This is a genomic window from Acinetobacter sp. 231_lipA, assembly GCF_058243005.1.
The window spans coordinates 2878993-2902638 of record NZ_JBZAYU010000001.1 but is presented as its reverse complement, the minus strand read 5'-3'; the positions used below and the strand labels follow the sequence as shown (position 1 = coordinate 2902638).

The following is a 23646-nucleotide window of genomic DNA, read 5'->3' as shown; positions in this document are numbered from 1 at the left end:
TATGTCATTAAACTATTTATTAATAAACGTGTTCTGTGTGACATAGCCCTCTGCAAATTATCTAAAATAACTGTTCTATAATTTAAATAGATTTGAGAAGGAATGATTTGGGTTGTTTAGGATATTGTAGTATTAGTCGTCACGACCAAATTAAAACTAATAACGTTCAGATCAACTTGAAAATTTTACCGCTATTTAGACTTTGGAAGAACATTTCAAAACCAGGACGAATGTCTTCGCCATCAACAGTAATATATCTTAAATTTGAATGCAACATTGTGCTGCAAGAGTTTTTATCTACAGTTGCCTGAATAGAGTATTCAGTACCGAATTGATCTTTGACAGTAACATTTTTCTTTAACATTTTTTCTATACTTATAATATTAATTCATTTAAAAAACAATATAATCAAATATTTAGTTAGGCAACTTTATAGTTAAATTTAAATAATTGATTTAAAGCGGTATAGAATGTTCTACCATCTAAATTTAAGTCTACTTCGATTCCAGACTGAAGCAGCACACGCTTACCCACTTCAATAGATTTCAATCCATCACGGGTATTTTGCATTTTATTCAGAGGAATTAGCGAGACTATAATTTCAGTACCATTTGAAGATTTAGCAATTAAGGTATTAAGTTTTTTCAATTTTCACCAGTTTTTTTCATATATTCCACCAAGGAATAAATATTTAATTAATAATTTTTAGTCATTAAAAAAGCACTGTTCAGTGCTTTTTTATATTTAATGCTTCTTATAAAGCAACAATATTTACAGCATTTGGGCCTTTTTGACCTTGCTCTATGCTGAATGACACTTGTTGGCCTTCATGCAATGTTTTGAAGCCTGAACTAGCGATTTCGCGAAAGTGAGCAAAAACATCTGGACCAGATTCTTGTTGAATGAAACCAAAGCCTTTAGTTTCATTAAACCATTTAACTGTACCGGTAACTGTAGTAGACATAATATATCCTGCTGAATTTTAATAATTTTAGTCAAAAATAAATGACTAGATGTAACTTTGAAAATAATAAAAGTGGAGCTTAATATCTGAAACAACGGAGGATTATGACTAAAACTGCGATACTTAAAGAAGATTTACTAAACATTACTTTTTTCTAGTTAGGCCAAGTATACATGAAAAAAATAAATATTCAAGTTATTTATAGCTGTCATAAATTTTAATTATATTAGGTGTTTCCTGCAATCAATTGAAACGTCCTTAAAAATAGTAGTGTAGCATCTAAAAAAAGCCCTAGTCGTGTGCTGAGCCTTAGAATAGCTTGAACCAAAATATTGAGGCTAGAGGTGAAATTTCAAACGTTTCGCATAAGGTGTACTATGTGTGTATTCTAGATAAATAAAATAGCCTTTAAATACAGTTTCTTAGGATCAATAATGAATAATAAAGTTAGATTAATCTTTTGCATCGCCCTACTCTCAAATTTGGGAGCATGTGTTGGCAATATGAACCCTACAGGCGGCAATAGTAGGTCTGATTATCCCTATTACATCACGACACAACCAATGATCGTGAAAAAGATTAATGTACCTATAGGCACAAAACTAGAATATGAAGAACAACATTTTAAATCAGGCCAACAAGATTCATTACTGAACGAAAAAAAACTCATCAGAATTTCCTTCCCAGAAGATCAATCAATGAATTGGGGTGGTGTACCCATTGGTTTTATTCACAAATATTTTAACTCAGAAATGAAAGGCTTCAGCGTTTATGCACGTTTCAACCAACTCCCAAGCCATAAGCAGACGCGCTTTTCTCAACTTTGGCAGAAATGTAGTGATGACTTAGGCATTCGTGTTAAAAATACGGATGATTGGACATTCAATCTCAATAATATCGCCGATATCGATAGTTGTAGTGTGAATTATCAACGATACTTTAAAGATAACGTCCAACAACAACATTATCTTGATCAGCTTTACCAAGAAATGCAAAAAGCAGGAACAGTGAAATAGCTCTTGGGTATTCAAATAATCACAACTATACAAAATCCTCCATACTTAAGATTTTTAATACTCACAAAGGGCTTTGTTGCATAAATATGTAAGCATCTGATTTAAATAAATTTAATTTTGGATCAAAAAATAATCAAAACTTTTAAAATCATATAGTTATGAAATCTTTGTGCAACAAAGCCGTTATACAGACAAATTCGTCTTATAGTTACCAAAAGGATACTATTGAAATGGGTAAGCTAAAACATTCGCGTTTTGATTGCACACCAGGATGTTCTGTTGAAGCTGCCATAGGCTTACTTGATGGTAAATGGAAGAGTATTATCTTATGGCATTTATTAGAAGATGATGTTTTAAAGTTTAATGAACTGAGGAAGAAAATTCCAAATGTCACTCAAAAAATGCTCACTAGACAATTACGTGAACTTGAAGAGGATCAACTGATTCTACGAAAGGTTTATGCCGTTGTTCCTCCTAAAGTAGAATACCGATTATCAACACTAGGCACTTCTTTAGCACCTATTTTGGTTGCATTAAAACAATGGGGGGATAAAAATATTGGTTTATTTGGAAAACCCATTATGCCTTTAGAATCAGAATAAAACTTAAACCTGTTTTACGTCACTTACAACTCTGATATTTTCTAGAAATACTGTGCTTTCACTGCTTACACACCATTCCAGTAACTTGTATAAAAGCACGTTCTTAAAAACCGCTATGTATAAAATTAACCAGCCATAAAAAAAGCCTAATCTGTGAAGACTAGGCTATAAACTTTGAATCTTTTTCGTTGGTAGCGGGAGCTGGATTTGAACCAACGACCTTCGGGTTATGAGCCCGACGAGCTACCAGACTGCTCCATCCCGCATCAACGAGTTAGCTTTATACGCCCTAAGCACCCACAAAGCAAACTTTATTTGTAATATAAGCAGTTATTACATGAGCAACATACAAATTCTAGTGCTTAACCAATGCTTGCTTCAGTGATAAAAGCAGGATGTGAGGCTCTATAGATGCTTAATCTTGTTTTTTCACTGTCTAAAAATGACTTAGGCTCTTCAGACCATATTGATTTCCTAGAATCAAGACCCGAATGACTTAAAGCCCAATTAGAAACAGTACTATAAACAAAAGTATTATCAGCGAAAACTAATTTTGTCTTCCTTCCTACACTACTTATAAGAACTTTATGTGTAGGTAATGATCCAAATGTACTAATTTGGGTGTAAATGTATTTATAGGTTTCAGACATAGAAAAAAGTACTTAAATGACAGCACTACTATACCATTTTAACTCTTGAAAAAGCCCACCATTTGGCAAGCTTTTTCTTACTGATCTTTATCCATGGAATGTGGCGTTGTAGTTTTATCCTGCTCTTTCGTATCTGTATCTCTTTTTTGGCATGCCGTTAATCCCAGCATTAAAACTAAACTTACTATTGCAAATATTTTCATCATTTTTGCCTAGCACGATTTAAAAATATAACTTATCAAAATCTAAAGATTTCAATGTTTAATTTATGAAACAATATTATTTTCTTTCTTTACAGATTAGGCGCTTAGCGATTTAGAACTTTATGTGCCCAATGAATGAATTTTTCCTTTTCATGGAAATGTGGAATATTTAATAAGTGAATATGAGTAACCTCACCGAAATTACCTGAGATTTTATTCGGGGCCAAAACAATAAAATCCCTCTTATCCCCCACATGTAACTCCCTAAAAAATTCCATAACCTAAAAATGAAGATTCAGAGCAGTAAATCCTTCTCTTTCAATTAGAAAGTCATAGATTTGACTGAGTACATGTAATTCAAATTTTTTATTCATGGTCTATTCTTCTCATATTTATTTTAACAATCGGTATAATTTAACCTAATTTTATTTTTTGTTAAAGCAGATAAAAAACCCAGCCTCTGGAGAATCAATAGAGCTGGGTTAATGAAACATCATTGTCAAATTTTATTCTTGAAATTGATTCTAACGCACAAACCCAATAAATGCAAATAATTCTCAATTGCAATTATCATAATTTCAAATATACCTACCTAAAGATATATACAATTATCTACATCACCTATCAAACAGTGGGCTTACGATATAGATTAAGCAAAGAGAGTACGGGTATCGGAAGGTAGTTACCATTCACAGACACCTCACCCCCATCTTTTCTGTGCTGTTCCCAGTATTCGATTAATAATAAAGCAGCTTGTTTAATGGCAGATGGATATTCCGATCCAAAATTATCTGTAATGTAGTTTTTAATTATAGCGTCACCAGCAACAATAAAGCTTTTTAATGAAACATCATTGCTATCATCGGCATAGTGTAAGTGGCACTTCACTTCATGTAATTCAACAATACTCATAGATCACTCCATTTTTCCGAGTCAGCTTTTACACTTTCATCACTAAACTCGTTCCTAGAGTCTTTTACGGTGTCATAGCAAATATCACAATTTCACCTCATTCCTATTCTCATATTGATTACTTGGCATTGAAATCCCTTTATCTAGGGATTTTTCTACTATTCTTAATAAGTCCTTCAAAAGATTTCTTATAGATCAATTAATATTTGTTCATATGTTTTTTAAATAAGCCATTCACCGCCTAAAGATAGTGAGCGTACGACGCCTGAACAACCGAATAGTAAATAAGCTGCCATTAAAAAACCCGCTAACTGAAGCGGGTTTTTTAATTCACAATATTCTTAGATTACTGTGATAGAGCTTGCTTGAGGGCCTTTCTTGCCAGCTACAATCGTAAACTGAACACGTTGACCTTCATTCAACACTTTGAAACCGTTTGATTGGATTTCGCTAAAGTGTGCAAAAACGTCTTCTCCAGTATCGCTAGAAATAAAACCAAAGCCTTTAGTTTCATTAAACCACTTAACGGTACCAGTTGTAATGTTTGACATAAATATTCTCTTAAATTTTGAAAAATATAAGAATTAATCTTTTAAATCATATACATCGGATAAACCGCAGAGTTGAATCAATTGCGAAATAACTTTAGTAAATACAATAAAATAAATAATTCTAATACACTATCACTATAAGCTTTTTAGCGCGCAATAGATAGACCTTAACATATTATTTTATTGCTACCACCCAACCCCACATGAAATGCTTTTTCATCCATATTGATAAGAAAATCTTCACTAAAAGCGAATAAAGCTTATTTGCCCACTTCTAGCTAATTTTTCTTTCCTAAAATCAACTCAACTTGATGAGTAACATCCCATATTTTCATTTCTGCATGTCGCCAAAAATTAAAGACTTGATCGCCCTTAACGTACTTTTGCTTGATATAGCTCGATGATTTATTTTGATCTATCTCTTTTGCATTAAATCGCATCTTATTTAAAATCACTACTTGACCATCCAAGTCACCACCAATACAGATATTCATATTGTTCTGCCTGCTAAGTAACAATTAAACTATAGCACAAATAAAAAAACCTACTCTTTGATTAGCTTTTGAGGCTTGTTGCCGAGCCTTTGGCTGTACTCCATAACTCTTATTCATAGTTCATCGAAAATTAGAAACATCATTTTGATATCTTTGCACGACGGTCACGTCCAAGGATGACTTGTAATGACAAAATAAGATCTATCCTATCTCTCAAGTATGAAGTTTTTACTGTGCTATGAAAAAGCCACTTATAAAGTGGCTTTTTCTATTAGGAATTAGATGCTCTTTTAAAGTTGTCATCATTACTACAGTAATCCAAGCAATCTTTTAAAATGCCTACGGCTCTATATATGTGTTCAGGTTTATCTAAAAAAACTTGACCGTTATTTTGCACTTCCAATCCTGCCCGCTCTAACTCTTTTTTTCGATAGTCATCAATTGCTACTGCAAACTGAATGGTTGGTCTCTTACGATTTACATCATATCTAAATAACCAACGATTATTTTTATTCTGAAACAGCACGCTAAAATAGCTTTCTGTGTCTTTAGCCACCAATTCAACTTCAGGAAAGAGCTCTGTCACAATACGACTTAACTCCTGTTCATCAACAGTAGTCACAATTCTTTCATTTTCAGAGTTAACAATGTCAGCTAGCGTTGAGCTTTCAGACACAATCTCAATAGTCTCCTCTACTTTTTGTTCAACTGGCTGGGCAGTAATAATTGTAGGCGAGGATAGTCCTTTAACAACGGTATCACTAATTGGCTGCTCAACAGCTTGTTTTACAAAAGGCTGAATTGACTCTAAAAATTTAGTGTTTAATTGACGAGGAATACTTGCTTGTTGAGCCACATAGCGAACAAAATCAATATCAACTTCATTAATACTTCTTTTTATTACAGTTTTAAACTGCTGGATATATTGATTTTCTTCAGCAAAAAAGCGTAGCTTTTCTACATGAAAATTATCATGTTTAAACTCAGCTAGCTGTGTCAAATCCTCGGCTTTATTCTTCGTAAAATCAACTGTTAAAAATGGCTTATCATCCATCACATTTGGATTAATTAAATCAGTAAAAAATCTCCATTCTTTACCATTTGTGATCGCGCCAATCGTCACCCCTAAACTACTATTAAAATATCTAGATAGCTGCGGAGCATGATTCGTTAAATTAGCAACATAAGGTTTTGCTTCAATAAACATTACAGGTTGCCCATTACAGTAAAGAGCATAATCAACTCTTTCTGTAGATTTCACACCTGGAAAATCAGCTGCAAATTCTGCAAGCACCTTGGTCGGGTCATAAGGGCTAAAACCTAAAATATCTAATAAAGGAAGGATTAAAGCCTGCTTAGTTGTTTCTTCTGTAGTACAGTGGCCCCCTACTTTTTTCACATGCTCAATATGGCTTCTTAGTCTATTAATAAAATTTTCCATATTCCCCTCATTATTATTACAAGTACATTTTTTGATCTAATTTTAGATCTTAACCCTTTTACTTTATTTTTCAAATATTAATTTAAATTTGTTTTTAGAATATCATTACATTAGACTTCCTTCATAAATCATTTTTCAATCAATTTAATTGTTTATCTTTCACCCAATCTAAATTGTATATGCCAGCAAGTAAATTAAACCGCAGGTTTAATCTTTTACGACGATTTCTATATACACAAGATAAAATCTTAAAACATTTCATCCTTCCAAATACATGCTCTACTTGAATTCGTCTACGACCAATCTCTCTATTTAACTTTTTTAATTCAGAATCTAGTTTTTCAGTTTTCTTTGCTTTAGATGGCATGAGGCATCCAAAACCCAATTTCTTTATCCCTAAATACCCCTTATCAACGATAAAAAAGGGCTTAAATTTTAATTTCCTCATGCTTTTTTTAAATATTTTAAAATCATGCATGCTTCCATGACTTCCACATACACTCAGTATTTCACCTGTTGTATAGTGCATAGATAGCTGAAATTTAAAGGTATGTCGCTTTTTTTTACCGCTATACCATTTCTTCTGTTTTTTTTGGACGTTGAACTAATATTTCAGTGGCATCAATCACAACAACTTCCCAATCCACTTCATCTCGATTAGGAAGTTGTTTTGGCAAGTTAAATTTTCCAGAACCGATTAAGGTATCTTCAATAGCACGTGTGATACGAATTGCACTCGTTTCAGATACACCGTAACTCATACCAAGATGGAAAAATGTTCGATATTCTCTCCAATATTCTATACATAAGAGCAAACGATCTTCCAACGGTAATTTATGCGGTCGTCCTTTACCAATATGACGAGGTAAATGCTTATTTAGCTCGGCCAACATGAGGTTAAATGTAGCCCAACTAACACCGGTAAGCCTACGAAACTTAACGTCTGATAATTTTTGAATATCTTTGAATTTCATCCAAGGATTATCGCTTGAATTAAATAATTTTGCTGATTAATTTAAGATCAAATAAATTGTACGTTTTTTGATTTATGACGGAAGTCTATTCTATTCGTTGAACTATTTTCTGTTTAATTTATTAAAAAAACGAATCTCAAAAAATGGAAAAATCATAAGTTAAGTTCTCCTCAATCTATTACACTAATTTTGCGCCATCCGTCATAATAAAACAGATAACAGACTGAATAATATTCATTCTTCTTAATAACCCAACCCACCTGCCATAGGAACAACAACCAAATGATTTGACAGTTGATACCGACCAATATACATATAAATTCATCACTTTTTCGACCGACATAGTATACTGCACCTGCTGTTTCGGCTCACCTTTTATCATGTGTTCTCTGTTTATGAATAAAAAGCTGTTTCTTTCTTCTGGTTTAAAAACACTAAGTGTCTTGGCCATATCTATAGGCTTAACCGCCTGCGGTGATCGTTCATGGTGGACAGATGATGAGCCTAAGCTCAATGCTGAACAAATCGCACGCATCATTCCCGGACGCGTAAATGACCGCCGTTCATGGGCTGAAGATATATACGATATTTCAGAGCAGTTTGGTATTCCGCAAAATAAAGAGAATATGTGTTCGATCATTGCCGTGGTTGATCAAGAGTCTAACTTTGTTGCAGACCCACAAGTTTACGGTTTAGGTGAAAAAGCGGTTAAAGAAGTCCAAGATCGCTTAGATGAAAAATTTAAAGATAAGCTCGGTGATGCCATTGGTGGCACCATTGCAGGCTATTTCCAACAGGTTTTAAAAGAGCAGCCGAGTCCTGAAGATAACTATTTAAGCCAAATGCGCCGCGTTAAAACAGAACGTGAACTGGATGAACTGTACCGTGAAATTTTTGACTATATGTCAAAGCACTATCACGTCAGTGCACTCACAGGTGCAGCCAAACTTGTGGGTCAAGACGTGGGCGAAAAAATGAACCCAATTACTACATTGGGTTCAATGCAAGTGCATATCGGTTATGCCAAAGACAATAAACGCGAAGGTGGCAGCATGGCTGACCTACGTACCGACCTTTATAGCCAATATGGTGGTCTGTACTACGGCATCCACCGACTGATGATGTACCCTGCTGACTATGACAAACCGCTTTACCGTTTTGCTGACTATAACTCAGGTATGTACTCAAGTCGAAATGCAGCCTTCCAAAGTATGTTGAATGACTTAACTGAAGCTGAACTTGATTTAGACGGTGACTTGTTACTTTATGGCAAAGATGGCTCACCTAAATCTGCAAAGAGTCAATCAGAGCGTGAACTCATCAGTGTTTTCGCTCAGCACAATATTTTGGTTACTCCACGTCAAATTCGCTCTGACCTGAAAAAAGAGAAAGAGAAGAAATTTGAAGATACAGCCACCTATCGTGCTGTGGCTAAGCTTTATCAAGAAGTCACTAAAAAAGAACCTTTCTATGCCATGATGCCAGAAGTCGTCATTTCTGGTCCAAAGCTCAGCCGTGACTACAATACCAACTGGTTTGCCACTCGTGTCAATGGACGTTATCAAACATGCATGCAACGTGCAAAGCGCATAAAAATCTAGCCTTATTTGACTTTGATGGCACCCTGTATGACAAAGACAGTTTTACGGGGTTCATCTTCTATGTACACTCGAAACGGCATATTGCTCTACAAGGCTTAAAAGTTCTGCCTTATATTCAAAGTTATTATTTAGGTTTTTATCCTGCCCATCATATGCGCTCTAAACTTTTCCATGCGATGTTTAAGCAAGCTGAAGTGAGCGAAATTGACGCTTATGCAAAACGCTATGCAGAACTCTTAATCAAAGGACTTAATCCAGCACTTTATAGCCAACTAAAGCAACACCAAAGTTTGGGCGATGATGTGGTTTTGGTCTCTGCTTCAATTGATATCTATTTAAAATATGTGTGTGAAATCCTCTCAATTGAACTGATCTGTACCCAAGTTGAACAAGACCAGCAACACTATACAGGGCGTTATCTGACTGCGGACTGTAGCTGTGAGTACAAAGCTCAACGTATCCAAGAAAAATATGCGCTGGATAGTTATCATGCCGTTTATGCTTATGGAAATAGCATTGAAGATAAACAAATGTTGTCTTTAGCTGATTTTAGCTATTTGGTAGGGACAGATTTAAGTCTTCCTGACTTGTCAGAAACATCAAATCATCGTCAAATAAGCTAATTATTAAGTGCAGGTTAATAATTAGCCATATTAAATTTTTAAAAATATTTATTATTAAAATTCAGTATGTTTTATTTACCAAAAAATATATTTATGATAAATTTTGCCTAATAAAAATATTTTGAGAACCATTCCACTTAAATTATAAAAAGGCATCAGTATGGAACAGTTATCTCCACCCAAGTATGTCAAAGGTCTTTCGATTAAATTCGGTGAAAGCCCCTTTGTATTATTGGCGAAGTTCGCTTTTAATGCTTCAAAACAAAAATGGTTAAAACACGAAATTGAACATGTGCTCAATATCGCCAAACAAGGTGATTACCATCATCTGGTAAAGACCTTACGTCAATTTAGTAAATAACAAAAAAAGCCACTTCAAATGAAGTGGCTTTTTTACTTACTTTTTAAAGGGAAATGCATATTTCACAATACGTTTGATGACGCTACCATACTGTTTTACTAAGCTGGCATTGTTATAGTTAATGCCATACTTTTCACACACTGCTTGTACTTTCGGTGCCATTTTACGGTAACGACGCGCAGGTACATCTGGATATAAGTGATGCTCAATTTGATGACTTAAGTGCCCCGTCAAAATATGGAATGCTTCAGAACCCGTTAAATTCGATGAACCACGAATTTGTCGCATGTACCAGTGACCACGGCTTTCATTTTCCAGTACTTTTTTCGGGAAAACTTCCACATCTTTGGTGAAGTGACCACAAAAAATCACACTAAATGTCCACATATTACGGATACCATTTGCAATCAAATTCCCCGTAAAGACAGGCAACGCCGCAGGTCCTGCAATGAGTGGGAAAAACACATAATCTTTAAACAATTGTTTACCAATTTTGCGCTGCATAGGTTTCCATTCAGCTAAAGTCTGCGCTTTGCTTTTACGTCCCTTGAAGTATTTGCCTAATTCCAAGTTTTGGATCGCAACGCCCCATTGGAACAACAAACAAAATGGAATGCTATAAATCGGTTGTAATAAAAAGCCCGGTTTCCAACGTTGTTCAGGGAATAATCGAAGCAGACCATAGCCAATGTCATCATCCATTCCTTTAATGTTGGTATAGGTATGATGCTTGTAGTTATGGGTCTGACGCCAATTGTCTGCTGTACCTACGATGTCCCACTCATAGTTTTGACCATTAAACTTAGGGTCGTTCATCCAGTCATATTGACCGTGCATCACGTTATGACCTAATTCCATGTTTTCCATAATCTTGGCAAAACTCAGCAAGCCCGTGCCCAACACCCATGCAGGTGGGAACCAACCTGCAAATAAACATGCACGACCTGCAATAGATGCATAACGCACCGCTGCATAGACACGACGAATATATTGCGCATCTTTCTCGCCAATATCATCCAGTACTTCTTGCTTAATGGCATCTAGCTCACGTGCAAGTTCATCCAACTCAAATGTCGTTAACTCACGATTCTTCGGGTTTTTAAAATATTCAACTTTAACAGGCATATTCATTGTATTTATTCCCCTTATAAATCAACAATAAGATCGGTTTGTGCCGTATTGACACAAATTTTTAGAAAATTTCCAGGCTCAGAATTTTGTGCACCATTGACCAAGTTTTTAGTCGAACCTTCAACTTTGTTGCAGGCACATTTGTTACAGATTCCCATACGGCAGCCATGTTGAGGCTTAACATTTTGCTGTTCCAAACTTGAAAGAATGGATTGACCTTTGGGAATGCTTAAAATTTTCTTCGACTTTGTTAAGGTAATATTCACAAAACCAACATCATCATTTGCAAATGGACTCATGCTAAACGCTTCAGTTTTTAAGGTATTGGCATGAGCGAAAAGCTGCTCAACCGTAGCCACAAAACCTGAAGGGCCGCATGCATATACCGTTGCATTTTCAATCTGATCCAATCCAGACATATGGTTTTGGTTTAAACGCTCACCTTCATCTGACTCTTGGGTATAAAACATGCTGAATGTGAAGTTTGAGTATTGTGCTGCTAGTTGCTCAAAATATGCTTTGAAAGCTGCATCAGTATGTTTTTTCACCCAATACATCAAATGTACAGGCTGCTTTTTAAGCTTAGCGGTCTTCTCTAAACGTTTCAGTAAACTCAGCATGGGGGTAATACCACTGCCCGCAGCAAGTAAAATTAACTGTTGATCATTTACAGTCAATTGCATATCGCCATAAGGCTGACCGAATTCTAAAACATCGCCGATTTGAGCCTGCTCACATAGCCAATGACTTGCCTTGCCTTGGTCTACCATTTTTACATTCAGTAAGACATGTTGCGCATCAATCTGGGTCAAACTATAGGTACGTTCATAACGTACGCCTTGAACCACGACATATACAGGATGGTGTTGCCCCGCTTGCCCCATTTGAAAATGACGATTGGTTTGCAGCGTCAAGCTCACCATATCGTGTGCAACTTGCTCTTTTTTTACCACTTTACCCAAAGTTTGGTGTATCGACCAAAGTGGGTTGATTTTTTGAAGCCAAAAGTTAGTTGTGTGTCGGTCTATAACACTCTCAGCATACTCAGTTAAAGGAGATTTAGTTCTTTCAAGGATCTGCATAGTAAAGGACCACGCCATAGATTTTGAATTATTATACACATGTATATATATTTGTATATATACTCTGATTGTTTCGTTTCGTTTCACAATGCCGACCAGTGGGGCTATAATGAACCGATTGATTTAATTACTTGATAAATATGACACCGACCACCATTCAAACCCATACAACCAACACAGAGCATGAAGCTTCAAAAAAACATGCACCAGTGCTTGCACGTAGTGTTGGTCGAAAAGCAACGATTACAAAAGATGAACTGTTTCAAGCTGCTTTAAATTTGATTGGTCCTGAAAAAAGTATTGCATCCCTGAGCTTGCGTGAAGTCGCACGTGAAGCAGGCATTGCGCCGAATAGTTTTTATCGTCATTTTAAAGATACCGATGAACTTGCTATTGAGTTGATTGAACGTGCAGGTGTTGTGCTACGCCAAATTTTGCATGAAGCACGGATTAAGGCCATTCGCCAAGAAAGTATTATTCGTAGCTCAGTCGAAGTTTTTATTGAACAACTAGATGCGGATGACGGCAACTTAAGCCTGCTATTACGCGAAGCATATACGGGTTCAGCATCTTATAAAAATGCGGTCGAAAGACAGTTGAATTATTTCCAGCAAGAACTCAAAGATGATTTAATTCGTTTAGAACGTTTAAATAATAGCAAACTCTTCCACCCTGAATTGGTGTCCATGGCAATCACCCAATTGGTTTTCAATATGGGTGCCAAAGTGATTGATATGCCAAGTGTAGAGCGTAAAAAAATGGCTGAACAAACCATGATCATGATTCGCATGATTTTGGAAGGTTCGCGTCATTTGGATGAAGCGATGATTCGCTAATCTGTGATTACACCCAACAGATTCGCTGAAATATCTTATTATTTGTTTCGCTGTTGCTCTTTAATGAGCTGGTGCACAAATTCTGCGGTCTGTTTCGGTTGTTCTAGCGGAAACATATGCCCACCTTCAAGCACACTATAGTCGATCGCATAGGTTTTTTTCATCCCTTGGGGTAAACCTTGCTTATAGAAATGGCTATCTTTTGCAGTCAACACATGAATCGGCATATCAGGTGCTTTGCGTGGGGTACGCCACCACCACGCAGGCACTGTCCTGAAGATCTCAGCTTCAGTATGTTTGGGAATGGTTAGCGTCACCCCATTTCGAGTCGAATCACTTTTTAAACCACATGCTATAAAGTCCGCAAAACACTGTTCATCAAAGTCTTTAAAAATACGATTCGGTCTGAGCGCCTGACTGGCCTGCTCAATACTCTCCCAATGATCACGACGCTTGACAGTCACTGCAGCTGGGGTAAGTTTTTCAATGGACTTTGATCCTAGCCTTTGTAACGCTTCAAATAAAAAGGCCTTGGAACCAATCACAAACGGGGGGTCCATGATAATCACTTGCGAAAACAACTGTGGTTTTTTATAAGCCGCCATAAGCGTGAGTAAAGAACCAAAAGAATGCCCTAAACCAATCACTTGTTGCCGTGGAAACTGCTATTCAATATCTGAAATAACTTGGTCCACCAATGCTTCCCAACGGTATTCCACAGGATAGTGCGGATCTAGACCAATCATCGGAATCGCTTTGACATCAAAATCTTTATTTAAAAACTGAAAGAATTTTTGATAGCTGCCCGAGGGAATGCCGTTTGCATGGGTAAAGTGTAAGGCTGGTTTGCTCATGTCATTCAGATCTATTGTTTTATAGCCTATTTACCATAATCGTTTTTCAATCTAAACGAAATGGCGCAGGATGAATGCTAAGTCATAGACTTTGATCACTTCGGCCAATTTTAAAAATATTCCGGAATAGATCTGACATTACTTTGCAGAAACAGTTAAGTTCTGATTAGCTAAAAAAGTAGCGCCACAGTTGGTTTTGTCTCCTGCAATCACCACAGCACGCCCCAAGACCGTTGTACTCTGATCTGCTGCAATCGCAGAAACCACCATTCGACACTTAGGACAAAAATGCTTCATTCCATTTAAGTGCACAGCAATACCATTGATCACAAAACTGTTCTCACACTCAGTGACGATGCCACCATGTGTTGTTTTTGAACCCATTGTTACTAAAGCTTTAGACATAATTTATTGTTCGATACATTAGAGTTTTAATGGCGAAAATTCTAGCATAAGCAAGCGCTTAAAATTTCAATGGATTACTTTTCAAATACAACTTAGACATCCATTTTTTTAAGGACTCATTAAAAAAGCACCCGAAGGTGCTTTTCATACAGCAATTCCAATTATGGTTTAACCACAACCATCACTTGAATTGCTTCTGGTGTGACCGATAGGCCATCTAGCAAACCGAGACCTTCTTTTTGCAGTTTTTGTAGACGCGAAATTTCATCTTCACGAATACTCGGATTAAACTGCTTTAAATAAGACAGGCGGTCAATTTCGTATTGCCACTTGCTACCGTAGACTTCTTTCGCTTGTTGCACAAAGCTTGGTAAAGCCGCACGTGCAAGCTCTAATGCTTGTACATAACGCTGCTCAATCACTTCACGGCGTGCTTTCACGACTTGACGACAGCTATTACCATCCAAATGATGCAAGTATGGTTTTAAGATTTCAGGGGCAATTTTCTGCGACAGGTCTTGACCCTTTTCACTCAGCAAGACGCGAACCAGCTGCTGCGGTAAGCTTGAAGGTAAATTCAATGCTTTCGGCGCAACCACATCGACCTTAAACCACACTTCTAACAATACTGAACCTTGCGGTAAAGCAGCTGACTTCAACACTGCAACGTTGGTACTACCAAAACCTTGAGTGTTGATCATTTCCATTACGCTTTCAGTAAATGGATGCTCAAGAGTTAAATACTGAGCATCTTCACGTATCTGAGCTTGATCGCGGTAGAAGGTCGCAGTCATGCCTTCTTCGTCCAAGGTTAAACCTTGAACTTGCATTTGATCGGTTGGTTTAATGATGACTGTACCGTTGCTTTGCTCGTCAAAATCAATGTTTGTCGACGCCATAAAGCGCTTCATAAACATTGGCAAAGTGGTGTTGTCATCATAAGACTCAAGCGCTTGTACAATTTCTTGCGCCACAATTGGACGACAAGAGTTGTATTCAAGTAAACGGTCACGACCTGATTGTAACTCTGCTTCTAAGGCTTCACGTTGTACGCTAACTGCTTCGAGTAAGTCATCAAACTGCTGACCTTGATCTGTCAGTAAACAATCTTTCAATTCAACAATAAAGTTTTCTTGTAAAGTTTGAGCAGTTGGCGAGATATTACTGAAAATATTTAATGCTTCGTTATACCAACGGAACATACGTTCTTGTGCTGTTCCAATTAGATACGGCACATGAATTTGAATCCGATTTTCTTGACCAATACGGTCTAAACGGCCAATACGTTGTTCAAGTACATCTGGGTTTGCAGGCAAGTCAAATAAAATCAAATCTGATGCAAATTGGAAGTTACGACCTTCAGAACCAATTTCAGAGCACAGTAAAATTTGTGCACCATAAGATTCTTCAGCAAAGTAAGCCGACGCTTGGTCACGCTCAAGCAAACTCATGCCTTCATGGAACATTGCAGTACGAATACCCGCATGTAAACGGAGTACATTTTCAAGCGCTTCAACCACGGGACCAGTACGTGCAATGAGCAATACTTTTTTGTGTTTTAAGTCTGTACGTAGTTTTTCCATGAGCCACATGACACGCGGGTCAGCTTCCATCCACGCACCGTCAAGCTGCGCTTCTTCTGGCCACATTTGTTCACGCAATTTACCATCTTTAGACCAGTTTTCTGGTGCAGGCAAAGGTGCAGGCTGACAGTCACGACCTGGGAAACCTTGAATGGCCTCACGGGTGTTACGGAACAAAATACGCCCTGTACCATGACGGTCTAAAAGCTCATGAATGGCACGGAAACGTTGTTCTGGTGCATCTTCAATGCGATGCCCTAACAAACCTTCCAATGCAGCTAAATGCCCTTCTTCAAGTGGCATATCTGACATCAGTACTTCAGCAATTTTTGCAGTTTGTTGATACTGGGTTTCTTCATCCAAGAAACGATCCAGCGAACTAAAACGCTGTGGATCAAGTAAACGTAAACGCGCAAAGTGACTTTCCACACCCAGCTGTTCTGGGGTTGCCGTTAACAATAAAACGCCCGGTGTTTTTTCTGCCAATTCTTCAACGAGGTCATAGCGATCATTACCGCCATCTTCTTCATTCCACATCAAGTGATGTGCTTCATCGACCACCAACAGATCAAAACCCGCTTCTAGAGCTTGTTCACGCAAATCATCATGGTCAATCATCAGATCAATTGAGGCAATAATGCATTGTTCAGTCAGAAATGGATTCAGTTCAGGGTCATGTTCTTTGATTGAAGCCGTACGAGTTAAATCAAATAAAGAGAACTGCAAATTGAAACGGCGGCGCATTTCAATCATCCACTGATATTGCAGTGAATCTGGCACCAAAATCAGAATGCGTTCAGAGCGTCCCGTTTTAAGCTGTTGATGGATGATCAACCCAGCTTCAATGGTTTTCCCTAAGCCCACTTCATCGGCTAAAAGAACACGGGGAGCAAAACGTTGACCCACTTCGTGTGCAATATACAACTGATGAGGAATCAAACCGACACGCGAACCGACCATACCACGCAGTGGGCTCGACTTCATATTGGCTTGCATTAGCATCGCTTCAATACGTAAGTCGTACCATTCTTTATAGTCAATTTGACTTGCCAATAAGCGATCAAGCGGTTTAGACAGCTGAATTTGAGCGCCAATGCGAGTCTCATTCAGTGATTTACGTTCTTCCGTGCCATCTTCTAAGCGACGAACAACGTTATAACGCACCACACCATGACGGTCTTCATGTGATTCAACCGTCCACTTGGTGCCTTCTTGATCTTGTAATTCATCGTTCACGTTAAAAATGATACGTGATAAAGGTGCATTATTCCGTGCATATACACGTGTTTCATCACTTTTAGGGAATAAGATGCTGACAGATCGCTCATCTACATCAATAAGAACTCCTAGACCTAGTTCTGTTTCTGTATCTGATAACCAACGTTGACCAATAGCAAACTGCTGCAATTTTTCCACCTTTATCTACAAGTTAGGACTGCAAATTTAATGCTCAAACATTGTTTGATATTTGAGCAAAATTATACACCTTTAAGCAATATATTTTGACATAAAGCTCACTAAAAAAGTGAGCAAATTTGATGATTCCACGTACTTAAAATGGTACTGGACAAATAAATTCGATACGTTCATCTGTTTGGGGATGATGAAAACTCAAACGCTCTGCGTGTAAACACAAACGCGGCATCAAATCTTGCTGGTCAGGCGCAGCATAAAGCGTATCTCCCACGATAGGATGACCTAAAAACTGCATATGTACACGAAGTTGATGCGAGCGCCCTGTAATGGGGGTGAGTGCTACACGAGTCACGGGCTGACCCTGTATTTCAAAATGTTCAATGGCTTTCCACTCTGTCACAGCAGGCTTGTTATGACTGAGCTCTGCAATATGTAACGGTGGACGGGACGGATCATAAATGACAGGCACATCAACAGTGCCCTGACCCTCTAAATGACCAGCCACAATCGCTTGATAGGTTTTATCGGTTTGGCGCTCTTGAAACTGACGAGAAATGGATTTTTGTCCCCAACGGCTGAGACCAAAAACCAAGATACCTGAGGTATCACGATCAAGACGGTGGATCAGTAGTGTTTTAGGTTCTAGTTTGACTAAACGATTGATCATACAATCTTGTAAGTCTTCTGTCTTCCCCGGAACGGTGAGTATACCTGCAGGCTTATGGATGACCATAAAGTCCTCATCTCGATGAATCAGGTGTTCGGTTAGAAAATTACTCAAGGTTCTATTCCAAGCTGATCGCGAAAACAAGCGGGCAATAATAAAAAGCTTAAGCCAGAAATACAATGCAAAAATCGTTTTTTTTGATCATGAACCGATATTGATTGCATTAGACCTCTTGCGAAAGTCGTTATTGCAAGTTCATCCGGTTTACCAGTGCAGCGATTAAGTTAATGCGTAAACCGAATCTTTTTCGTCTATTTCGATAGCGTTCACTTAGTATTCTAAATCTTTTCAATTGACTATTAATATGTTCGATTACAACTCGTATTTTTCCAATCATTTTATTGTAATTTTTCTCAGCATCAAATAAGGGTAAATTCTTCTTTTTCTTTATTGGCATCAATAATTTAAAGCCATCTTGCTCTAACCCATAGTACCCTAAATCGGTCATAACATAGTCACAATGTTTGAATTTCTTAACTGTTTTTCTTGCCAATTTAATATCATGCTGACTGCCAAACGATATATCTACTCCTATGATTTGTTTGCTCTTCGGATGATAGATCACTTGGGCTTTTAACGTATGTTTCTTCTTTTTACCACTGTAAAACTTACTCTGATTTTTTTTTCGGGCGTTCTATTGAACATTCTGTCGCATCAATAATTACCCAGTTAAATTGTTCGTCTGCTGTGGTAATGCTTCGTTTTGGCAGGGTAAAACGTCTTGATTTCATTAATGCATCTTCAACCTTTTTAATAGTTCGATTCACATTACTTTCAGCGATATGGTAATTTGCAGCCAATTCCAATTGAGTGCTGTAATTCCGTAAGTAATTGAGTGTTAATAACAATTGATCCTCTATAGCTAAAGTATGAGGACGCCCAGATTTCTTTTTAAGTGATTCTGCTTCTTTTAAAACTTCGACCATTTCACTAAAAACTGGTCGAGGTACGCCAACCAAGCGCTGGAATTCAGAATCTGAAAAACGGTTTAATTTCTGATATTTCATGAAATCTATATTGAGGTAGTTTTTACTTTCGCAAGAGGTCTATTATTTAACGTCAAACGCGGAGTCACAGTCTGTATCGATAAGTGAGACATAAGAGATATCACTCTCTTATGACAAACGATTTCTAAATAACCACGCAGCCAAAGGCAAGGTAATTATGGCTAATACCAACATCGGTACAAAGTCCCATTTCACTTGCGCAAAACTCGCACCTTCCAAATACACCCTTTGTACCAAGTCTATACCAAAGCGTAGCGGGTTGGCATAAGTCAGCCAATTCAACACTTCTGGCATATTTTGTATAGGAGTTAGTAAACCAGATAAAAGTGTCAAAGGCATGATCAAAAAGAAAGTATACAGCATGGCTTGTTGCATATTCAGTGCAATCGCTGAAATCGACAGTCCCACACCCACAACGGCAATATTAAAGATAAATAATCCAAAATAAAGTAAGGTCAAGGAGCCATTCATCGGGATCTGGAACCAGAACAGAATAATTGCCAAAATAATGGAGGATTGAATAACCCCAATAATAATCGGCGGAATGGCCTTCCCCATCATAATCTGCGTCGGAGTATAAGGTGTAACTAAGAGCTGATCAAAAGTCCCTTGTTCACGCTCGCGTGCTACTGAAAGTGCCGAAAGTAACAGTGTCTGCATCATACTTAAAGTTGCAATCAGAGATGGCATGATGCCCCATCTCGACTCGACATTCGGGTTATACCATGTCCGCGCTTGTACCGTGATCGCGGAGTTGGTTCCCAAACGCTCTTGATTGACCTGCCCCACCACATTGCTGATGTAAGAACCAGCCATACTTGCGGTCGATGAGTTTCTCCCATCTAGAATCACTTGAAACGGCGAAGACTCATTATTATTGAGCTTATCCTCAAAATCAGCAGGAATGGTGATGACCGCCAAGGCTGTTCGATCATTAATCACCTGTTGGATTTGTTGATTATTCTGCAAATCTGCTGTTCTTTTAAAAATTCCTGAACCATCTAAATGCGCTAAAACTTGTTGTGAGCTTTGGCTTCGGCTTTGATCCAGCACAGCATAATCAACATGATTCACATCATAACTTGCGGCATAACCAAACAAGACCGCTTGGATAAATACAGGCGCGATTAAGGTCACCCGATTGGCAGGATCGGCTAAAATGGCTAAAAACTCTTTTCGGGTTAGCACCCAAAGATAACGAAACCAGCGCATTAACGTTGTCATAACACCATTCTTCCTTTCGTTAGCCCAAGCGCTTTTTCAGTGTACGCGCGGTCATTACTGTGAATAGCACGATATAGATCAGTAAAATGCCACATTCTTTGAACCACAAAGACCAATCATCACCACCGAGTAATAATGTTTTAATCAAAGTCATATAGTGCGTTGCAGGTAAAACATTGCTGATGATTTGCACAATTAGCGGTAAGTTCCGTGTATCGAACACAAAACCTGAAAGCATCAAAGCGGGCATGAAGCTGGCAAGGAGTGCCATTTGACTGGCTTGAAACTGACTTTTTGATAGGCCTGAAATCATCAGACCCAGCAGTAACGACACCATTAAATATAAAAAAGAAGCGCTCATGACAGAGAGCAGTGATGCGCGGATGGGTACATCAAATAAAACATGTGCTGCAACTAAGCACATCACAATATCGATCATCCCAATCACGATATAGGGCGCCAGTTTTGAAAGTACAATTTCTAGAGGACGTACGGGCGTAACATATAATGCTTCTAAAGTGCCGCGCTCGCGCTCACGTGCAATAAGCAAACCTGTTAAAAATGCTCCGACCAAGGTCAAAATTAAGACAATTAAACCCGGTACTAAAAACCATGTGCTATTTGCAGACTCGTTAAACCACATACGTTGTTCAACCCTGATAATGCCACCCACCGAAGCTGCATTTGTTCGGTCTGCTTGTATCAAACTGGCGGTATTGATCGCACTGGTAATATAACCCTGCAAAGCCGAAGCAATACTGGTCGAACGGCCATTGGTAATGACCTGAACAGCACCCGCCCCCTTTGCATATTGCTCCGCAAAGTTACTGGGTATATTGACGATGGCATCAATTTCAGCCTTGCCCATTGCGGCTTCAGCTTGGCTAAAGCTGGGATAGTGCTTGACAGTAATGTATCTAGAACCGTTTAACCCACTCATCAGTTGCTGACTCTGTGGCGTGGGCTGTTGCTCCACAACCCCGACTCGTCCGTTGGTTAAATCGAAAGACAGTCCATAACCAAACAGTAAAATTAAAATAATCGGTAGAATGAAACCGATCGCCATACTGCTTTTATCACGAAGCAGCTGTTTAGATTCTTTACGTGTTAAGGCAAACAGTCGTGTCCAGAAAGCTGCGAAATGATTCATCTGACGCTCCTCAGTGAGCCTGCATGTCCGCACGGGACTGTTCAACGATGGTAATAAACGCGCTATTCATATCGTTTACACCCTCTAACTGCGCCATCCCACGAATCTGTTGAGGTGTGCCAATCGCCAATAATTTCCCTGCATCTTGAATCGCAATCCGATCACAATATTCAGCTTCTTCCATAAAGTGCGTGGTCACAATAATGGTCATGCCTTGGTTCGCCAGCTCTCCAATGGTGTACCAAAAAGAGCGCCTTGCTAATGGATCAATACCACTGGTCGGTTCATCCAAAAATATAATTTCAGGCTGATGTAACAGTGCTGCTGCCATCGACAAACGCTGTTTAAAACCATTTGGTAGATCACCGCTTTTAGCATGTGGCTTAAGTTCAAACTGAAGCAACACTTTATCAATTTGCTGCTTTAACTGTTTGCCCGATAAGCCATAAGCACCACCAAAAAACTTTAGATTATCCAGTACGCTCAAATTGCCATACAGGGCAAACTTCTGCGATACATAACCAATTTTTGCCCTTGCCTGCGCACGAGCTGTACGCAAATTCATGCCTGCCACTTCCAACACACCACTGCTGGCGGGCAGTAAGCCACAGAGCATACGAAACGTCGTGGTCTTACCTGCACCATTGGGGCCAAGCAAACCAAAAATTTCGCCGCGGGATACATCAAACGAGGTACTGGCCACGGCGGTAAAATCACCAAAAGTGCGTACCAAATCCTTCACCACAATCACAGGTTTTTCGAGCTGCTGTTTTACATTCTGCTCTGTTTTCACTTGTGGTGGATCAGAGTTTTCTATCAAAGTTATTGAAGGGTCTAAAGCTAAATTTTCCTGTGCCAATACCATTTTTTGAGTATGCTTCGCCTCATGTAAAAGCAACATAAATGCATCTTCTAGCTCTGCTGCTCTCGGTTCCGCAACAACGCCTTTGGGCAAGAGATCTGCTGGAAGTGATGGGCTTTCAGTTCGCGTAATAAAACGCACTACATCTCCTTTGGGAACTGCATCGGCAATATAATATTGATTATCGAGTAAATGTGCTTGTAACACCCGCGCCTTCATGTCAGGTCTGGGTTTTACTTGCCATGTTTGTCCCTGTGCCTGAGCCGTCAGCTCGTCGGGTGTACCTTGCTTTAAGACTTGCCCATCCAACATGACATAAACCTGATGACAGCGCTCAGCTTCATCCATATACGCCGTACTGAGAATGACACTCAAGTTCTCCTCCCTCACCAATTGTTCAATGATGATCCACAAATCACGGCGTGAGAGTGGATCGACACCGACACTTGGTTCATCCAGCAGCAATAGTTCAGGTGAACGCACTAAAGTGCAGGCCAAACCTAACTTCTGCTTCATGCCCCCAGAGAGTTTTCCTGCGGGACGTTCAGTAAAGCGCGCCAAGTCGGTAATCTTGAGCAAACGTGCAAAACGCTCCTTGCGAACGTCCATTGGCACGCCATGCAAATCCGCATACAAGTCTAAATTTTCTTGAATACTGAGGTCATCATACAAACCAAACTTTTGCGGCATGTAACTGATACGATCTTGCACAGATTGCGGGTCTTTGGCGACATCCATTCCTAAGACCTCTAAGCTTCCAGCGGTTGGCTTATATAAACCTGCGATCAATCTTAAAAATGTGGTTTTACCAGCACCATCAGGCCCGACCAAAGCCGTTAGTTGCCCTGCCTTGATCTGCATATTTATGCCTTGCAAAGCCTGCACATCATCCAAACCTTTTTGTTCTGCTTTAAAGGTTTTGTTTAAATCCGTGGCAATTACAATGCTCTCTACTGACATCGACATATTCCCCTGCC

Annotated in this window: 25 protein-coding genes, 1 tRNA gene and 3 pseudogenes; 6 read left to right on the top strand and 23 right to left on the bottom strand. The window is 38.6% G+C overall.

Going from position 1 to position 23646, the window contains the following annotated elements:
* Positions 1–166: 166 nt before the first annotated feature.
* The 3 genes from AC4CUX_RS14215 to AC4CUX_RS14205 form a co-directional block, all read right to left on the bottom strand.
* Positions 167–364, bottom strand: coding sequence for a hypothetical protein (locus AC4CUX_RS14215; RefSeq protein ID WP_010326560.1), 198 nt, complete (start codon positions 362–364; stop codon positions 167–169).
* A gap of 56 nt (positions 365–420) precedes the next feature.
* Complete coding sequence (locus AC4CUX_RS14210) at positions 421–648, bottom strand: hypothetical protein (RefSeq protein ID WP_004980159.1); 228 nt, start codon at positions 646–648, stop codon at positions 421–423.
* A gap of 106 nt (positions 649–754) precedes the next feature.
* The gene (locus tag AC4CUX_RS14205; protein WP_004693506.1) at positions 755–964 is read right to left on the bottom strand and encodes a cold-shock protein; all 210 of its coding nucleotides are present in this window, start codon (positions 962–964) and stop codon (positions 755–757) included.
* A gap of 434 nt (positions 965–1398) precedes the next feature.
* Between AC4CUX_RS14205 and AC4CUX_RS14200 the strand changes: the two genes are divergently transcribed.
* Together AC4CUX_RS14200 and AC4CUX_RS14195 are read left to right on the top strand one after the other, a co-directional pair.
* The gene (locus AC4CUX_RS14200; protein ID WP_490747863.1) at positions 1399–1980 is read left to right on the top strand and encodes a hypothetical protein; all 582 of its coding nucleotides are present in this window, start codon (positions 1399–1401) and stop codon (positions 1978–1980) included.
* Between the two features lie 230 nt (positions 1981–2210).
* Positions 2211–2582 (top strand): winged helix-turn-helix transcriptional regulator, encoded by a 372-nt coding sequence (locus tag AC4CUX_RS14195; RefSeq protein ID WP_490747864.1) that lies wholly within the window; start codon positions 2211–2213, stop codon positions 2580–2582.
* A gap of 189 nt (positions 2583–2771) precedes the next feature.
* Here the strand turns inward: AC4CUX_RS14195 and AC4CUX_RS14190 are convergent.
* The 10 genes and pseudogenes from AC4CUX_RS14190 to AC4CUX_RS14145 all read right to left on the bottom strand — a co-directional run bounded on the left by AC4CUX_RS14190 (position 2772) and on the right by AC4CUX_RS14145 (position 7807).
* Positions 2772–2848 (bottom strand) — tRNA-Met (locus AC4CUX_RS14190).
* A gap of 96 nt (positions 2849–2944) precedes the next feature.
* Positions 2945–3232 carry a hypothetical protein gene (locus tag AC4CUX_RS14185; RefSeq protein WP_336000315.1) on the bottom strand — a complete coding sequence of 96 codons (288 nt, stop codon included), beginning with the start codon at positions 3230–3232 and terminating at the stop codon, positions 2945–2947.
* A 77-nt stretch (positions 3233–3309) separates the two neighbouring features.
* On the bottom strand, positions 3310–3435 hold the full coding sequence (locus tag AC4CUX_RS14180; RefSeq protein WP_017397253.1) for a hypothetical protein: 126 nt from the start codon (positions 3433–3435) through the stop codon (positions 3310–3312).
* Positions 3436–3539: 104 nt separating this feature from the next.
* Positions 3540–3809, bottom strand: a pseudogene (locus tag AC4CUX_RS14175) (hypothetical protein).
* A gap of 250 nt (positions 3810–4059) precedes the next feature.
* Positions 4060–4347 (bottom strand): head-tail connector protein, encoded by a 288-nt coding sequence (locus AC4CUX_RS14170; RefSeq protein WP_279678033.1) that lies wholly within the window; start codon positions 4345–4347, stop codon positions 4060–4062.
* Positions 4348–4688: 341 nt separating this feature from the next.
* The gene (locus AC4CUX_RS14165; protein ID WP_004693516.1) at positions 4689–4898 is read right to left on the bottom strand and encodes a cold-shock protein; all 210 of its coding nucleotides are present in this window, start codon (positions 4896–4898) and stop codon (positions 4689–4691) included.
* 278 nt (positions 4899–5176) lie between these two features.
* The gene (locus tag AC4CUX_RS14160) at positions 5177–5392 is read right to left on the bottom strand and encodes a hypothetical protein (RefSeq protein WP_004693517.1); all 216 of its coding nucleotides are present in this window, start codon (positions 5390–5392) and stop codon (positions 5177–5179) included.
* 271 nt (positions 5393–5663) lie between these two features.
* Positions 5664–6833, bottom strand: coding sequence for a type I restriction endonuclease (locus AC4CUX_RS14155; protein ID WP_490792461.1), 1170 nt, complete (start codon positions 6831–6833; stop codon positions 5664–5666).
* Positions 6834–6972: 139 nt separating this feature from the next.
* A pseudogene (locus AC4CUX_RS14150) lies at positions 6973–7365 on the bottom strand (transposase family protein); the annotation flags it as partial.
* A gap of 37 nt (positions 7366–7402) precedes the next feature.
* A complete protein-coding gene (locus tag AC4CUX_RS14145) occupies positions 7403–7807 on the bottom strand; it encodes a transposase family protein (protein WP_490792460.1) in 405 nt (134 codons plus the stop codon).
* 395 nt (positions 7808–8202) lie between these two features.
* Here AC4CUX_RS14145 and AC4CUX_RS14140 point away from each other — a divergent pair, with 395 nt between their 5' ends.
* From AC4CUX_RS14140 to AC4CUX_RS14130, 3 genes are all read left to right on the top strand, one after another.
* Complete coding sequence (locus tag AC4CUX_RS14140; RefSeq protein WP_004980175.1) at positions 8203–9408, top strand: DUF1615 family protein; 1206 nt, start codon at positions 8203–8205, stop codon at positions 9406–9408.
* Complete coding sequence (locus AC4CUX_RS14135) at positions 9375–10031, top strand: HAD-IB family hydrolase (RefSeq protein ID WP_348960435.1); 657 nt, start codon at positions 9375–9377, stop codon at positions 10029–10031. The genes AC4CUX_RS14140 and AC4CUX_RS14135 overlap by 34 nt, the downstream gene beginning before the upstream one ends.
* Positions 10032–10191: 160 nt before the next feature.
* Complete coding sequence (locus AC4CUX_RS14130; RefSeq protein ID WP_348960436.1) at positions 10192–10392, top strand: hypothetical protein; 201 nt, start codon at positions 10192–10194, stop codon at positions 10390–10392.
* A 36-nt stretch (positions 10393–10428) separates the two neighbouring features.
* On the opposite strand, the gene AC4CUX_RS14125 is transcribed toward AC4CUX_RS14130, so the two are convergent.
* On the bottom strand, positions 10429–11523 hold the full coding sequence (locus tag AC4CUX_RS14125; RefSeq protein ID WP_184119188.1) for a fatty acid desaturase family protein: 1095 nt from the start codon (positions 11521–11523) through the stop codon (positions 10429–10431).
* Positions 11524–11537: 14 nt separating this feature from the next.
* Complete coding sequence (locus AC4CUX_RS14120) at positions 11538–12605, bottom strand: ferredoxin reductase (protein ID WP_411935586.1); 1068 nt, start codon at positions 12603–12605, stop codon at positions 11538–11540.
* Between the two features lie 140 nt (positions 12606–12745).
* On the opposite strand from AC4CUX_RS14120, the gene fabR reads away from it, so the two are divergent.
* A complete protein-coding gene (gene fabR, locus AC4CUX_RS14115; RefSeq protein ID WP_004693528.1) occupies positions 12746–13441 on the top strand; it encodes an HTH-type transcriptional repressor FabR in 696 nt (231 codons plus the stop codon).
* Positions 13442–13479: 38 nt separating this feature from the next.
* On the opposite strand, the pseudogene AC4CUX_RS14110 reads toward fabR, so the two are convergent.
* The 8 genes and pseudogenes from AC4CUX_RS14110 to AC4CUX_RS14075 form a co-directional block, all read right to left on the bottom strand.
* A pseudogene (locus AC4CUX_RS14110) lies at positions 13480–14295 on the bottom strand (alpha/beta fold hydrolase).
* 138 nt (positions 14296–14433) lie between these two features.
* A complete protein-coding gene (locus AC4CUX_RS14105) occupies positions 14434–14700 on the bottom strand; it encodes a PAAR domain-containing protein (protein WP_004980182.1) in 267 nt (88 codons plus the stop codon).
* Between the two features lie 161 nt (positions 14701–14861).
* Positions 14862–17699: an RNA polymerase-associated protein RapA gene (gene rapA, locus AC4CUX_RS14100; protein ID WP_490747868.1), complete on the bottom strand. Its 2838-nt coding sequence runs from the start codon at positions 17697–17699 to the stop codon at positions 14862–14864.
* Positions 17700–17835: 136 nt separating this feature from the next.
* Positions 17836–18480: an RluA family pseudouridine synthase gene (locus tag AC4CUX_RS14095; protein WP_114837317.1), complete on the bottom strand. Its 645-nt coding sequence runs from the start codon at positions 18478–18480 to the stop codon at positions 17836–17838.
* A 130-nt stretch (positions 18481–18610) separates the two neighbouring features.
* A protein-coding gene (locus tag AC4CUX_RS14090; RefSeq protein ID WP_104794718.1) for an IS5 family transposase occupies positions 18611–19433 on the bottom strand; the annotation gives its coding sequence in 2 pieces (ribosomal slippage) (positions 18611–19051 and positions 19053–19433; 822 coding nt in all).
* 108 nt (positions 19434–19541) lie between these two features.
* Positions 19542–20657: an ABC transporter permease gene (locus AC4CUX_RS14085; protein WP_490747869.1), complete on the bottom strand. Its 1116-nt coding sequence runs from the start codon at positions 20655–20657 to the stop codon at positions 19542–19544.
* A gap of 19 nt (positions 20658–20676) precedes the next feature.
* Positions 20677–21807, bottom strand: coding sequence for an ABC transporter permease (locus AC4CUX_RS14080; protein ID WP_114837319.1), 1131 nt, complete (start codon positions 21805–21807; stop codon positions 20677–20679).
* Positions 21808–21817: 10 nt separating this feature from the next.
* Entirely contained in the window at positions 21818–23629 is a 1812-nt protein-coding gene (locus tag AC4CUX_RS14075; RefSeq protein WP_171355075.1) for an ATP-binding cassette domain-containing protein, read from the bottom strand.
* Between the last annotated feature and the right edge of the window lie 17 nt (positions 23630–23646).